This window comes from Dechloromonas agitata is5 (assembly GCF_000519045.1).
GTDB lineage: Bacteria > Pseudomonadota > Gammaproteobacteria > Burkholderiales > Rhodocyclaceae > Azonexus > Azonexus agitatus.
Map to the genome: position 1 here is coordinate 1,814,090 of NZ_KI912532.1, position 13,493 is coordinate 1,827,582.

Genomic DNA, 13,493 nt, shown 5'->3' on the forward strand with positions numbered 1-13,493 from the left:
GCCCAGCCCCTGGCATTCTGCCGAGGCCCATCGGGTGCCATTCGCGCTAGAATTTCAGGCTTAACGACACGGAGTTCTGCATGAAAATCGGATTCATTGGCCTCGGCATCATGGGGCGTCCCATGGCGCTCAACCTCGTCAAGGGGGGGCATGAGGTGACCGTCTGGGCGCGCCGCGCCGAATCGATGCGCCCCCTGCTCGAAGCCGGGGCGCGAGCCGCGGTCAGCCCGGCCGATGCGGCGCAGGGCAATGAACTGGTGATCTCCATGGTGGCCGATGCGCCGGATGTGGCCGAAGTCATGCGCGGTGTGGCCAGCGGTGCCGAACCGGGTCTGGTCGCCGTCGATATGAGTACCATTGCGCCGGCGGCGGCACGCCAGATCGGTCGTGACCTGGCGGCGGCCGGGGTCGATTTCGTCGACGCACCGGTTTCCGGCGGTGAGGTCGGCGCCATCGCCGGCACCCTGTCGATCATGGCCGGTGGCAGCGAGGCTGGCTTTGCCCGGGCCAAGCCGGCGTTCGAATGCCTGGGCCGGAATATCGTGCATGTCGGCGAGTCCGGTGCCGGGCAGGTGGCCAAGGCGGCCAACCAGATCGTCACCGGCATGGGCGTGCTGGCGGTGGCTGAGGCTTTCGCCTTCGCTACCAAGAACGGCGTCGATGCCGGCAAGGTGCGCGAGGCGCTGCTCGGCGGTTTCGCCTACTCGAAGATTCTCGAAAACCACGGCCAGCGCATGCTGGACCGCAATTTCAAGCCGGGTTTCAAGAGCTGGATGCACGAGAAGGATCTCAACATCGTGATGCAGACGGCCCACCAGCTCGGCCTTTGCCTGCCGGGTTCGGCGGCGACGGCACAGATGTTCAACGCCATGGTCGGCTCCGGCCTCGGCGAGGAGGACTCCATCGCCGTGCTCAAATTGCTGGAAAGGCTGTCGGGGCAGGCATGAAAGTCGGTTTCATTGGTCTGGGCGTCATGGGGCGCCCGATGGCCCTGCATCTGCAGCGGGCCGGCCACGACCTGCATGTCTGGGCGCGCCGCCCGGCGAGCGTTGCCGGCTTGCCGGCCACGGTGTGCCAGACGCCGGCCGAACTGGGGCGGCAGTGCGAGGTGGTGTTCACCATCATCACGTCGAGCGCCGATGTCGAACATGTTGCACTGGGCCCGGATGGCCTGATCGAAGGCATGGTGCCCGGTTCCGTGCTGGTCGATTGCTCGACCATCGCGCCGGAGGCGGCCCGCCACATCGCGGCACGGCTCGGCGAAAAGGGCATCGCCATGCTGGATGCGCCGGTGTCTGGTGGGGCGCAGGGCGCCATTGATGCCACGCTGGCCATCATGGCCGGGGGCAAGGCCGAGGTGCTGGCGCGCGTCAGGCCGCTGCTGGAATGCCTCGGCCAGCGCATCGTGCATATCGGTCCGAGCGGCGCCGGCCAGGTGGCCAAGGCGTGCAACCAGATGATCATGGTCGCCGCCATCCAGGCTGCGGCCGAGGCGATGCGCCTGGCGGCCGCTTCCGGCGTCGACTGCGGCAAGGTGAGGGACGCGCTGGCCGGCGGTTCGGCCGCCTCGCGGGTGCTTGATGTGATGGGGGAGCGCATGGTGCGCCGCGATTTCGCGGCCGGCATCGAGGCCCGCCTGCATCACAAGGATTTCGGACTGGTTCTCGCCGCAGCGCGGCAGAGCGGCGTGCCGGTGCCGCTGGCCGCTGTCGTCGATCAACAATTGAATGCGCTGATGGCGCAGGGCTGGGGGCGCGACGACACCGCCTCCTTGCTGCGCGTACTGGAGTTGCTGTGAGCCAGTTTGACCAGATGAGCGATGCGGAAATCGACGATCGGTTCCGGATCAGTGGCGGCAAGCCGGTGGCCTTTCTGCTCGCCGGCTATGCCAAGGCACGCGAGCCGTTTTCGGTCCATTTCCTGCACGGCGAGGAGATGTTCCTAACCACCCTGCTCGATGTGCAGGTCGACCAGAAACGTCTGGTTTTCGATTGCAGCGGCAGCCAGGAAGCCAACCGTCGCATTCTGGCGGCTGAAAAGGTCAGGTTCAGCGGGCGGCCGGGCGGTGTGCCGGTGCAGTTTTCGTCCGGTGCGGTCAGCGAGACCACCTTCGAGGGCGGCAAGGCCTTGGCCGTTGCGCTGCCGGAATATGTCGTTCGCCTGCAGCGGCGCGAGTATTTCCGTATCGAAACGCCGCGGGTCAATCCGCTGATCCTCTTTGCCCGCATGCCGGATGGCGGCTTGCTCAAACTGCCGGCGCACGACATCTCGGTATCGGGCATCGGCCTCGACGCACCGGAACTGCCGGCGGGGCTCGAGGTCGGATTGGTCCTGCCCAACTGCCATTTTGCGCTGCCCGGCGAGAGTCGCGAATTGTTCTTCAGCGCGACGGTGCGCAATTTTCATCAGCACACCAGCCGCAGCGGCGCCGTTTTCTGGCGTATCGGCCTGCAGTTCAGGGATTTGCCGCTCGGCGACGAAAACCGCATCCAGCGCTATATCACGCAGATCGAGCGCGGTCGCCAGCTGGCTTGATGGTTATTGCCGACCAGGCTGGTTCGGAGAGGGTAGAGAAAGGCAAAAAGGGGGCATTGTCCGCTGGGCTCCTTCGCGGCCCCGTCCCGGCTTCGGCGAAGCGCCGTTACCTCAGCAGATGTCGCAGAGGTGGATTTCCACCGTGACGTGCACGATTTCCTCGTGGATGCCGAGCGCTTCGCGAATCTGCAGCGGGGTCAGTGCCGGGTCATGGGTGAGCAGGCTGATGGCGCAGGCGTAAGCCCCGTTGCCGACGCGCCAGACATGCAGGTCGGTGATCTGCGTATTGCCGGATTCGGGCAGGGCTGCGATGACCTCGCGGATTTCGGCGACGACCGGATGGTCCATCTCGCGATCGAGCAGGACGCGGCCGCTCTGCACGATCAGGTTCTTCGCCCACAGCGCGACCAGGACGGCACCGACCAGGCCAGTCGCCGGATCGAGCCAGGCCCAGCCCCACAGCCAACCGCCGGCCAGCGCGGCGATGGCGAGCAGCGAGGTCAGCGCATCAGTGACGACGTGGATGTAGGCCGCCTTCAGGTTCAAGTCGTGGTGATGCGCATGTCCATGATGAGGGGGGTGATCATGATCGTGGTGATGATCGTGCGCCTGGCCGAGGATCAGTGCACAGACCAGATTGACCGCCAGGCCGCCGATGGCAACGATCATCGCCTCGGCGTAATGGATCGGCTGCGGCGACCACAGGCGTTCCAGTGAGCCGAAGACCATCGCGCCGGCGACGCCAAGCAGGACGATGGCGCTGGTGTAGCTGGCCAGCACTTCGATTTTCCAGGTGCCGAAGGCAAAGCTCGGGTCGGTGGCGTACTTGCGGGCGGCGGCATAGGCGAAGGCCGAGAGGCCGATGGCCAGGGCGTGCGAACTCATGTGCCAGCCGTCGGCGAGCACCGCCATCGAGTTGAACCACCAGCCGGCGACGATCTCGACCAACATGGTAACGATGGTGATCCACAGCACCAGGCGGGTACCGCGTTCGGCCGCGGCATTGCCCGCGCCGTATTCATGCCGGTGCGCCCAGCGGGAAAGGTCGTGCATCGGGTTCATTGCTGTCCGTAGCCGGCGAATTTGGCTATCACCTCGGTCATTTCGTCGTCTGACAACAGCACCGGGGCGCCCAACTGGCAGGCGCGCCAGTACTGTTCGCACAGTTCTTCAAGCTCAATGGCCAAGGCCAGGGCTTCGTCGAGATCGCGGCCGGCGACGAGCAGGCCGTGGTTGGCGAGCAGGCAGGCCTTGCGCTCCCGCATGGCGAGCAGGGCGGCATCCGACAGCGCCTGCGAGCCGAAGAGGGCGTAGTCGGCGCAGCGGACGGTGTCGCCGCCGAAGCGGGCGATCATGTAGTGGAAAGGCGGAATATCGCGGCGCAGGCAGGCCAGGCTGACGGCGAAGGGCGAATGGGCGTGCAGCACGGCGCCGACTTCCGGGCGGGCGGCGTAGAGGTCGCGGTGGAAGCGCCATTCGGATGAGGGCTTGCGGGCGCCGACATGCGAGCCGTCGAGCGCCATGAGCGGGATGTCATCGGCGACCAGCCGGTCGTACGGCATGCCGGTCGGCGTGATGTAGAAGCCGTCGCCGTGGCGCACGCTGACATTGCCCGAAGTACCCTTGTTCAGCCCGGCCGGCTGCAGGGCGCGGGCGGTGGCGATCAACGCATCGCGCACGTCAGCCACCGGCTTCCTCCGGGTACAGCGTCAGCAGGCCTTCTCGGCTGGCGGCGCAGACACCGCGCTCGGTGATGATGGCCTTGACCAGCCAGTTCGGCGTGACGTCGAAGGCCGGATTGGCGACGTCCTCGCCGGCCGGCAACTGGCGCAGGGCGCTGGGCTGGGCGTGGCGGTCGAGGCCGTGCACCAGGCGGAACTCATCGCCGTCGCGCTCCTCGATCGGTATGTCGGCACCCTCCGGGCAGGCGAAATCGAGCGTCGAGCGGGGTGCCGCGACGTAGAAGGGAATGCCGTTGTCGGCGCAGGCCAGCGCCTTGAGGTAGGTACCGACCTTGTTGGCGACATCGCCGTTGGCCGCGATGCGGTCGGCGCCGACGATCACCGCATCGACCTTGCCTTGGCGCATGAGCAGGCCGGCCGCGTTGTCGGCGATCAACGTGTGCGGCACCCCGTGCTGCTCCAGTTCCCAGGCGGTGAGCAGCCCCTGGTTGCGCGGCCGGGTCTCGGAGACCCAGACATGCACCGGCACGCCGGCATCGTGCGCGGCGTAGATCGGCGACAGGGCGGTGCCCCAATCGACAGTAGCCAGCCAGCCGGCATTGCAGTGGGTCATCACGTTCAGGGTCTGGCCGTCGGCGACGATCAGATCCTTCCAGAGCTTCAAGCCGTGCTGGCCGATGGCGGCGTTCTGCGCCACGTCTTCCTCGGCGATGGCGGCCGCTTCGGCCCAGGCGGCGTCGCAACGCATGGCCGGTGCCAGCGGGCGCAGCACTTTTGCCATGCGGGCCAGCGCCCAGTGCAGGTTGACCGCCGTCGGCCGCGTCGCGCCGAGGACGGCGATGGCTTCGTCCAGCCGCGTGTCGGAGGCCTCGAAATCGAGTGCGATGGCCAGGCCGTAGGCGGCGGTGGCGCCGATCAGCGGGGCGCCGCGCACCTGCATGGCGCGAATGGCGTGGGCCGCCTCGTCCAGCGTCGCGACGCGCACCCAGTGCAGGGCGTGCGGCAGGCGGGTCTGGTCGATGATGTCGATGGCGCGCTGATCGGGATGGGCGCGCAGGGTGCGAGTGGGGATGCCGTCGATGTTCATGGGGCGAATTGTGGCATAGCGGCTGCCATCGGGGCAGCCTGGCGGCCGCCAGATGAAACCCGGGATGCCTTCCGCTGGTCAATCAAAATAACAAGGCGTACTGGAGGGTGCCGAAGTGATTCTCTGGTTTTTGCTGAGTGACGTTTCGCCCCGATGGGTGGCCAGGGGCGGCAATCGATGTTAAAAGACTATGGGTTAAGCAGAAAGGCCGCATGGAACACAATATCACCCTCATCACCACCCTTGCCGCCGGCTTCGGTACAGCGCTGATACTCGGCTTCATCGCCGAACGGATCAAGCTGCCGGCCCTGGTCGGCTATCTCGTGGCCGGCATCCTGATCGGGCCGGCGACGCCCGGTTTTGTCGCCGATGTGCACCTCGCCGCGCAGCTCTCCGAAATCGGCGTGATGTTGTTGATGTTCGGTGTCGGCCTGCACTTCTCGATGGGCGACCTGCTCGCCGTCAAGCGCATCGCCGTGCCCGGTGCGGTGGTGCAGATGAGTTGCGCGACACTGCTCGGCCTGGGGGTGGCGACGCTCTGGGGCTGGGAGTGGGGGCATGGCCTGTTGTTCGGCCTGTCGCTCTCCTGCGCCAGTACCGTCGTGCTGCTCAAGGCACTGGAAGCACGCGGCGTGCTCGACAGCATGAACGGGCGCATCGCGGTCGGCTGGCTGGTGGTCGAGGATCTGGCTACCGTACTGGTCCTCGTCCTGCTGCCGCCGCTGGCCGGCATGCTGGGCGGTGCGGCAGCCACTGGCGTGGCGGGCGGCTCGGTGGGGATGACGGTAGCCTGGACCCTGCTTCAGGTCGGCGCCTTCATCGGCCTGATGATGCTGGTCGGGCGCAAGGTAATTCCCTGGCTGCTCTGGCAGGTGGCCGGCACGGGGTCGCGCGAACTGTTCACGCTGGCCGTGGTAGCCGCGGCGATCGGCATTGCCTACGGTGCGGCCCATCTGTTCAGCGTTTCGTTCGCGCTGGGCGCCTTCTTTGCCGGCATGGTGATGCGGGAATCGTCCTTCAGCCATCGCGCCGCCGAGGAGTCGCTGCCCCTGCGCGACGCATTCTCGGTGCTCTTCTTCGTTTCGGTCGGCATGCTCTTCCAGCCGGCGATCCTGGTCGAGCAGCCGTTGCGCGTCCTCGGTGTCGTCGCCATCATCATGCTCGGCAAGACACTTGCCGCGCTGGCCCTGGTCCTCGCCTTCCGCTATCCGCTCAATACGGCGCTGGTCGTCGCCGCCAGCCTGGCCCAGATCGGCGAGTTCTCCTTCATTCTGGCCGGCCTCGGCCAAGCGCTCGGCCTGATGTCGGCCGAAGGCATGAGCCTGGTCCTGGCCGGAGCGCTGATTTCGATCGCCTTCAATCCGCTGATGTTCTCGGCCATCGATCCACTTCGCCGCTGGGTGCTGGCCAAGTCGGCCATCGCCCGCCAGCTCGAGCAGCGCGAGGATCCCTATGCCGAACTGCCGATGAGCACCGAGCGCAAGTTCCTGGAGCGGCAAGTGGTGCTGGTGGGTTATGGCCGGGTTGGCCAGCGTATTGCGGAGGATCTGCGCCGGCAGGAGATCCCCTTCGTCGTCGCCGAACAGAACCGCGAACTGGTCGAGAATCTTCGCCAGCAGGGCATCCCGGCCGTGTCAGGCGATGCCGCCGAGCCCTCGGTGCTGATCCAGGCGCACATTGCCGATGCCGCCATGCTGGTCGTCGCCACGCCCGATCCGGTCAATGTACGGCAAATGGTCGAGACGGCCCGTACACTCAATCCTGGCATCGACATTGTGCTGCGCACGCACAGCGAAGCGGAATCGGCCTTGTGGCGCAAGGAAAACCTCGGCATCGTGTTCTTCGGCGAGGAGGAACTGGCGCGTGGCATGGCTGGCCATGTCTTGCGCCGGATCGGAGAGATCACCGGCCGGGCCTGATGCCCGGGCGACTGGTTTGGCGAACGGAAAGGAGCGCGTGATGGCGACACTGAACAACTTCCTGGCGGCAACCGACCTGTCGGCACCGGCCCGCCATGCTGCAGAGCGGGCGGCGGCCCTGGCCGGGAGCATTGGTGCCAGCCTCGCCCTGGTGCATGTCGCCAGCCGGGCGCCGCTCGACCAGTTGCGGCAGCTGCTTTCGGCTGGTGACGACGATGTCGAGCAGGAGTTGCTCGATCGCTTGCGTCTTGACCTGCGCGGACTGGGCGAGGTGATCCACCAGCGCTACGGCGTGGCGCCTGCGCTGTCGGTCGGTATCGGCGACCTGCTGCCTAGTCTGCTGGCCGAGGCCGATGCGCTGCCGGCCGATCTGCTGGTCCTCGGCGCCCGCGGCGCCAGTTTCCTGCGCCACATCCTGCTCGGTTCCACCGCTGAACGCCTGCTCAGTTCGGCGCGCTGCCCGGTGCTGGTGGTCAAGCAGCCGCCGCACGAACCCTACCGCCACCTGCTGGTGCCGGTCGATTTTTCTCCCATCGCGGCCCGAACCCTCCGCCTGGCCGCCGCATTGGTCCCGAACGCCAGCCTGACCGTGATGCACGCCTACGACGTGCCGTTCGAGGGACAATTGCGCTATGCCGGCGTGGATGATGCGAAGATCGCCCACTACCGCAGCCTGGCCGCCAGCCAGGCGCGTACCCGGCTCGATCGCCTGGTCGAGGAGAGCGGCATCGATCGTTCGCGAATCAACAGCCTGGTCGTACAGGGCGACGTTTCCCAGCGCATCCTGGAACAGGAGCAGGAATCCGACTGCGACCTGATCGTGGTCGGCAAGCATGGCGAAGGGGTATTCGAGGAACTCCTCCTCGGCAGCACGACCAAGCACATCCTGGCCGAATCGCAGAACGACGTCCTCGTTGCCGTCTGAGCCGCTGTGGCATAGTGGGACCCTTGTCCAGCCTTGCCCGAGCCGCATCATGGAAACGCCGATCCGCATCGATTCCCGCTTCCCCGCCATGGGGACGACCATCTTCACCGTCATGTCCCGCCTCGCCACCGAGTGCGGCGCCGTCAACCTGTCGCAGGGTTTCCCCGATTTCCAGGCTGAGCCGGCCCTGTTCGACGCCGTGCATCGCCACATGCTGGCCGGCCGCAACCAGTACGCCCCGATGGGCGGCCTGCCGGAACTGCGCCAGGCCATCGTGGACAAGGTGGCGACGTTGTACGGCCCGCGCTTCGATGTCGAGTCCGAGGTGACGGTGACAGCGGGGGCGACGCAGGCGATCTTCACCGCCATCGCCGCCTTCGTCCGGCCGGGCGACGAGGTCATCGTCTTCGAGCCGGTATACGACAGCTACGTGCCGGCCATCGAAACGGTCGGCGGCCAGGCCGTCTTCGCCCAGCTGAGATTCCCGGACTATGCGCCGGACTGGGACCAGGTGCGCGGCCTGATCAATGAGCGGACGCGGATGATCATCGTCAATTCGCCGCACAACCCGACCGGCAGCCTGCTCACCGCCGCCGATCTCGATCGGCTGGCCGGCCTGGTGCGTGGCACCGACATCGTGATCCTGTCCGACGAGGTGTACGAGCACATCGTCTTCGACGGTGAGCGGCACGCCAGCCTGTGCGCGCATGCCGAACTGGCGGTGCGCAGCATTGTCGTGTCGAGCTTCGGCAAGACCTATCACATCACCGGCTGGAAGATCGGCTACGTTGTCGGCCCCGCCGCGCTGATGGCGGAATTCCGCAAGGTGCACCAATTCAACGTGTTCACCGTACATGCACCGTCGCAACTGGCCATCGCCGAATACATGCAGGACGCTTCCCGTCATCTCGGTCTGGCCGCCTTCTACCAGGCTAAGCGCGACCATTTCCGGCAGTTGATGGCGGCGACGCCCTTTACGTTGCTGCCCTGTCGCGGTACCTATTTTCAACTGGCGCGTTATGCCGGCATGTCCGACCTGCCCGACCGTGCCTTCGCCGAGTGGCTGACGCGCGAGGTCGGCGTGGCGGTGATTCCGGTTTCCGTATTCAATGCCGACGGGCGCGACGACCAGGTGGTCCGCTTCTGCTTCGCCAAGCGCGAAGCAACGCTGGAAGCCGCTGTCGAGCGGCTTTGCAAAGCCTGGTAAGGAAACCCGGCATTATGAAAAATGCTTGACCCGCGTTGCGGGCGGGGCAAATAATCAATCCACCAATAACTTCATTGCAATCGACGGAGAAAACAGTATGGGAATGATTCAGGAATTCAAGGAATTTGCTGTCAAGGGCAATGCCATGGACCTCGCGGTGGGTGTCATCATCGGCGGCGCCTTCGGCAAGATCGTCGACTCGATCGTCGGTGACCTGATCATGCCGCTGGTCAGCCGTGTTGTCGGCAAGCTCGACTTCTCCAACCTGTTCGTCGTGCTCGGCGACAACCCGAACAACCTGACCACGCTGGCCGATCTCAAGAAGGCCGGTATCGCCGTCTTCGCCTACGGTTCCTTCCTGACCATCGTGGTCAATTTCGTCATCCTGGCCTTCATCATCTTCATGATGGTCAAGCAGATGAACCGCCTGCGCAAGGCCGAGGAGCCGGCGCCGGCTCCGGAAGCGCCGCCGGTGACGCCGGAAGACATCGTGCTGCTGCGCGAGATCCGCGATTCGCTGAAGAAGTAAGGCATCCGAGCCCCGCTGCAAGGCCGCCTGCGGGCGGCCTTGCTTGTTTACATCACGGGCTGCCGTCAGGTCTGCAACAAATCGTAAAATCGGCGGTGCTTCGTCTATCCAAGGTCCGGGCGGGGCGTTATGCTCAACATGACCATTTGCTGAGCGGGGTATCCATCATGAAGAGCAAGACACTGATTACAGCGCTGCTGGCCGGCATGGCGATGCTCTCCGGCTGTGTCGTGGCGCCGGCCCCGGTTTATCGCGAACCGGTCTATATCGAGCCGCCACCGCCGCGTGTTGAATATCCCGGTTATCCGCCTATCGTCGGCTACATCTGGATCGGTGGTTTCTGGACATGGATCGGCCAGCGCTACGAGTGGGTGCCGGGGCGCTGGGAGGCGCCGAGACCTGGTTATCGCTGGGTTGCGCCCCGCTGGGAGCGCGAGGGCAACCACTGGCGGCAGCATGAAGGACGTTGGGATCGCGATGACCGGGCCCCACGCGGGAATCCGCCGCCACCGCCGCCGCGTTACGAACCACCGCGCCCGGAGCCGATGCCGCAATACCGCCAGGAGCGTAATTACCAGCCGCCGCAGCAGGCGCCGGCCCCGTTGCCGCGACGCGACATGGACGGTCCGCCGCCCGGCCGGGAGATCAACCGCGAGACGCGCGGTCAGCCCGATCTGCGCCCGGCGACGCCGCCACCGCCACGCGGCCCGGACATCAAGCGGGATGACCGCGACCGGGGTGAGCGCGGCGACGGAAGAGGCCGCCGCAACAAGGACGACGACCGCTGAGCAACCTCAGGCGTTGCCGAATACCGCCTGCCAAAGCGTACTGACGGCAGCGATGTGCGTTTCCACCTCTTCGCGCGGAATCGGCGCTTTGGGCGTGGCCGACAGGCGTCGGGCGTGCTGCAGGCGGCGGTATTCGCGATAGGCGTTGCCGGCCGTCTGGGCCTGTGCCGGATCGATCAGCCCCAGTTCGCCGGCAATGCGCAGCAGCGCGATGTTGCCGAGGTTGCCGGTCAGTTCGGCGTATTGGTGGGCATGGCCGAGGATCAGATACTGGACGATGAATTCGACGTCGATGATGCCGCCCGGATCGTGCTTCAGGGCAAAGTCGGTCTCGCTGTTCAGGGCGTGGGCGGCATACATCTTTTGCCGCATGGCGACGACGTCTTCCTTCAGCTTTGCCAGGTCGCGCGGCAGGCGCAGGATTTCGGTGCGGATCGCCTCGAAACGCTGGCCAACGGCCGGGTCGCCGGCGCAGAAGCGTGCCCTGGTCAGCGCCTGGTGTTCCCAGGTCCAGGCGTTCTTGAGCTGGTAATCGCGGAAGGCATCCACCGAGACTGCGAGCAGCCCCGAGTCGCCGTTCGGGCGCAGGCGCAAGTCGGTCTCGAACAGGATGCCGGCCGGCGTCTGGTTGGACAGCCAGCTGTTCAGGCGCTGACCAAGGCGGGTGTAGTTTTCCTCGGCGTCCATTGCGTCATCGTCGAACAGGTAGACGAGATCGAGGTCCGAGGCGTAACCGAGTTCCTTGCCGCCCATCTTGCCGTAGCCGATGACGGCGAATTTCGGCGTGTCGCAATGCCGCTTCTTGATCGTCCCCCAGACCAGTGGCAGGGTTTCCTGGACCAGGGTATCGGCCAGTTCGGTCAGGTGATCGGACAGGTGTTCGATGGTCTGCAGACCGGCGAGGTCCTGGGCCAGCAGGCGGAAGACCTGGGCGTGGTGCATTTCGCGCAGGATGTCCATTTCCCGCTCGGTGTCGCCGACGTTCTGGGCCAGTGTGGCGCGCAGGTTCTCGCGGAAGCCGGTCCAGTCGGTGGCGATTTCGTACAGGCGCGGATCGAGCAGCTCGTCGAGGAGCAGCGGGTAGCGGTTCAGGTAGTCGGCTGCCCAGTGCGAGGCGCACATCATGTCGGCGACGCGGCGCAAGGCCATCGGATACTGCTGGAGCAGCGCCAGATAGGCACCGCGCCGGGCGATGTGTTCAAGGAAGCCGATGCCGCGGGCCAGGGTCGTGTCCGGGTCGGTGGTGGCGCCCGCCGCCTCGATCAGGCGCGGGCCGACGGCGTCGAGGCGCGAGCGGTTGGCGGCGGGGAGTTGCTGGTAGCGGCTGGAAGCGCGCAGGTCGGCGAGGCGGGCAATGGCGTCCTTCGGGTGGCGGAAGCCGAGATTGCCGAAGCCTTCGAGGGCGGTCTCCTCGTCCAGTTGCCCCAGCCACAGTCCGGTCAGGGGGTGCTCGCCCGCTTCGGGGTCGGAAAAGACGGCCTCGAAATGGCGACTGACGATTTCCCGGTGCTGGTTGAGCACGGCGAGCAACGCATTCCAGTCGGCGAAATCCATGCTGCGGGCGATCTTCTCCCGCTCGGCCGGGTCCTCCGGCAGCATATGCGTCTGCTTGTCCTCGACATACTGCAGGCGATGTTCCAGCCGGCGCAGGAAGACGTAGGCCTCACGCAGTTCCTGTTCGGTTTCGACCGGGATCAGCTTGCGTTCGGCCAGCAGGGCAAGGACGGCCAGCGTCGGGCGGATCTGCAGCGCCGGGTCGCGGCCGCCGCGGATGAGCTGGAAAACCTGGGCGATGAACTCGACTTCGCGGATGCCGCCGGGGCCGAGCTTGACGTGCTCGGCCATGTCCTTGCGCGCCACTTCGCGACGAATCTGGGCATGCAGGTCGCGCATGGCGTTGATTGCACCGAAATCGAGGTACTTGCGGAAGATGAAAGGGCGGGCGCAACGCTGCAAGGCGTCGATCCAGCCCGCCATCGCCTCGCCGGCGGCGTTCGGGCCGCTGTTCATGACCCGCGCCTTGATCCAGGCGTAGCGCTCCCATTCGCGGCCCTGGGTAACGAAATAGTTTTCCAGTCCGTCGAGCGAGCAGACCAGGGGGCCGGAATCACCGTTTGGCCGCAGGCGCATGTCGACGCGGAAGACCTGGCCGTCGGCAGTGACATCGCCGAGCGCCTGGATGACGCGCTTGCCGAGGCGGTTGAAGAAGTCGAAATTCTCGATGCTCTTCTTGGCGCCGGCGGTATCGCCATCCTCCGGGTAGATGAAGATGTAATCGACGTCGGACGAGACGTTCAGTTCGCGTCCGCCGAGCTTGCCCATGCCGACGACCATCAGACGCTGCGGCCGGCCCTGCCTGTCGAGCGGTTCGCCGAACATCTCGACCAGCTGGCGGTGGTAATGGTCGAGTGCGAAATTGGTTGTCACGTCGGCCAGCAGGGTCATGCTTTCGACCACTTCGGCGAGCGGCGCCAGGCCGCACAGGTCGCGCAGCTCGATATGGGCCATCGCCCGCTGGCGCAGGCGGCGCAATGTGCTGCGCACCGCATCGTCGTCGGCGAAGTCGCGGCGCAGCGGTGCCTGCAGCAATTCCTCGGAGAGCGGCGCCTCCCAGGTGGCGGCCAGCTCCGGGATCAGGTCCGGCCGGGCATAGAACAGGTTGCTCAAGTAGCGGCTGTGGTCGAGGGCGCGCTGCCAGCGGGGGTCGAGAGGGGGTGTCATGGGATCGGGGGCGGCGGTGTATCCGGAAAGGATAGAATGATGGTTTTCGCGATCACCCGATTGTAGTGAGCTATTACCCCCCATGGCAAAGCGGTTTTGC

General features: G+C 66.0%; 12 protein-coding genes. 8 read left to right on the forward strand and 4 right to left on the reverse strand.

The annotated features are described in order from the left end of the window. The first annotated feature begins 80 nt into the window (after positions 1-80). Genes K420_RS0109010 through K420_RS0109020 form a run of 3 tightly spaced genes read left to right on the forward strand, consistent with a single transcriptional unit; the run spans position 81 to position 2,535 of the window. On the forward strand, positions 81-947 hold the full coding sequence (locus K420_RS0109010) for an NAD(P)-dependent oxidoreductase (RefSeq protein ID WP_027457771.1): 867 nt from the start codon (positions 81-83) through the stop codon (positions 945-947). After that, complete coding sequence (locus K420_RS0109015; protein ID WP_027457772.1) at positions 944-1,798, forward strand: NAD(P)-dependent oxidoreductase; 855 nt, start codon at positions 944-946, stop codon at positions 1,796-1,798. The genes K420_RS0109010 and K420_RS0109015 overlap by 4 nt, the downstream gene beginning before the upstream one ends. After that, complete coding sequence (locus K420_RS0109020; protein ID WP_027457773.1) at positions 1,795-2,535, forward strand: flagellar brake protein; 741 nt, start codon at positions 1,795-1,797, stop codon at positions 2,533-2,535. Before K420_RS0109015 ends, K420_RS0109020 begins: the two co-directional genes overlap by 4 nt. Positions 2,536-2,646: 111 nt before the next feature. On the opposite strand, the gene dmeF is transcribed toward K420_RS0109020, so the two are convergent. The 3 genes from dmeF to mtnA are packed head-to-tail and all read right to left on the reverse strand — an operon-like array spanning position 2,647 to position 5,304. Continuing rightward, complete coding sequence (gene dmeF, locus K420_RS0109025) at positions 2,647-3,588, reverse strand: CDF family Co(II)/Ni(II) efflux transporter DmeF (protein ID WP_027457774.1); 942 nt, start codon at positions 3,586-3,588, stop codon at positions 2,647-2,649. A gap of 5 nt (positions 3,589-3,593) precedes the next feature. Then, entirely contained in the window at positions 3,594-4,223 is a 630-nt protein-coding gene (locus K420_RS0109030; RefSeq protein WP_027457775.1) for a class II aldolase/adducin family protein, read from the reverse strand. After that, positions 4,216-5,304 (reverse strand): S-methyl-5-thioribose-1-phosphate isomerase, encoded by a 1,089-nt coding sequence (gene mtnA, locus K420_RS0109035; protein WP_027457776.1) that lies wholly within the window; start codon positions 5,302-5,304, stop codon positions 4,216-4,218. Before mtnA ends, K420_RS0109030 begins: the two co-directional genes overlap by 8 nt. A gap of 212 nt (positions 5,305-5,516) precedes the next feature. Here mtnA and ybaL point away from each other — a divergent pair, with 212 nt between their 5' ends. The 5 genes from ybaL (at position 5,517) to K420_RS20110 (ending at position 10,672) form a co-directional block, all read left to right on the forward strand. After that, positions 5,517-7,223 (forward strand): YbaL family putative K(+) efflux transporter, encoded by a 1,707-nt coding sequence (gene ybaL / locus K420_RS0109040; protein ID WP_027457777.1) that lies wholly within the window; start codon positions 5,517-5,519, stop codon positions 7,221-7,223. Positions 7,224-7,263: 40 nt separating this feature from the next. Continuing rightward, the gene (locus tag K420_RS0109045; RefSeq protein WP_027457778.1) at positions 7,264-8,148 is read left to right on the forward strand and encodes a universal stress protein; all 885 of its coding nucleotides are present in this window, start codon (positions 7,264-7,266) and stop codon (positions 8,146-8,148) included. Positions 8,149-8,197: 49 nt separating this feature from the next. After that, complete coding sequence (locus K420_RS0109050; RefSeq protein WP_027457779.1) at positions 8,198-9,355, forward strand: pyridoxal phosphate-dependent aminotransferase; 1,158 nt, start codon at positions 8,198-8,200, stop codon at positions 9,353-9,355. Positions 9,356-9,452: 97 nt separating this feature from the next. After that, a complete protein-coding gene (gene mscL / locus K420_RS0109055) occupies positions 9,453-9,884 on the forward strand; it encodes a large conductance mechanosensitive channel protein MscL (protein WP_027457780.1) in 432 nt (143 codons plus the stop codon). Between the two features lie 167 nt (positions 9,885-10,051). Beyond that, complete coding sequence (locus K420_RS20110; RefSeq protein ID WP_084019602.1) at positions 10,052-10,672, forward strand: YXWGXW repeat-containing protein; 621 nt, start codon at positions 10,052-10,054, stop codon at positions 10,670-10,672. Between the two features lie 6 nt (positions 10,673-10,678). On the opposite strand, the gene glnE is transcribed toward K420_RS20110, so the two are convergent. Further along, complete coding sequence (glnE, locus tag K420_RS0109065) at positions 10,679-13,393, reverse strand: bifunctional [glutamate--ammonia ligase]-adenylyl-L-tyrosine phosphorylase/[glutamate--ammonia-ligase] adenylyltransferase (protein ID WP_027457781.1); 2,715 nt, start codon at positions 13,391-13,393, stop codon at positions 10,679-10,681. Positions 13,394-13,493: the final 100 nt, after the last annotated feature.

Coding starts and splice junctions, on each gene's coding strand:
- K420_RS0109010 (WP_027457771.1), top strand. CDS start 81: ATGAAAATCGGATTCATTGGCCTCGGCATCATGGGGCGTCCCATGGCG.
- K420_RS0109015 (WP_027457772.1), top strand. CDS start 944: ATGAAAGTCGGTTTCATTGGTCTGGGCGTCATGGGGCGCCCGATGGCC.
- dmeF (WP_027457774.1), bottom strand. CDS start 3,588: ATGCACGACCTTTCCCGCTGGGCGCACCGGCATGAATACGGCGCGGGC.
- mtnA (WP_027457776.1), bottom strand. CDS start 5,304: ATGAACATCGACGGCATCCCCACTCGCACCCTGCGCGCCCATCCCGAT.
- ybaL (WP_027457777.1), top strand. CDS start 5,517: ATGGAACACAATATCACCCTCATCACCACCCTTGCCGCCGGCTTCGGT.
- K420_RS0109045 (WP_027457778.1), top strand. CDS start 7,264: ATGGCGACACTGAACAACTTCCTGGCGGCAACCGACCTGTCGGCACCG.
- K420_RS0109050 (WP_027457779.1), top strand. CDS start 8,198: ATGGAAACGCCGATCCGCATCGATTCCCGCTTCCCCGCCATGGGGACG.
- mscL (WP_027457780.1), top strand. CDS start 9,453: ATGGGAATGATTCAGGAATTCAAGGAATTTGCTGTCAAGGGCAATGCC.
- K420_RS20110 (WP_084019602.1), top strand. CDS start 10,052: ATGAAGAGCAAGACACTGATTACAGCGCTGCTGGCCGGCATGGCGATG.
- glnE (WP_027457781.1), bottom strand. CDS start 13,393: ATGACACCCCCTCTCGACCCCCGCTGGCAGCGCGCCCTCGACCACAGC.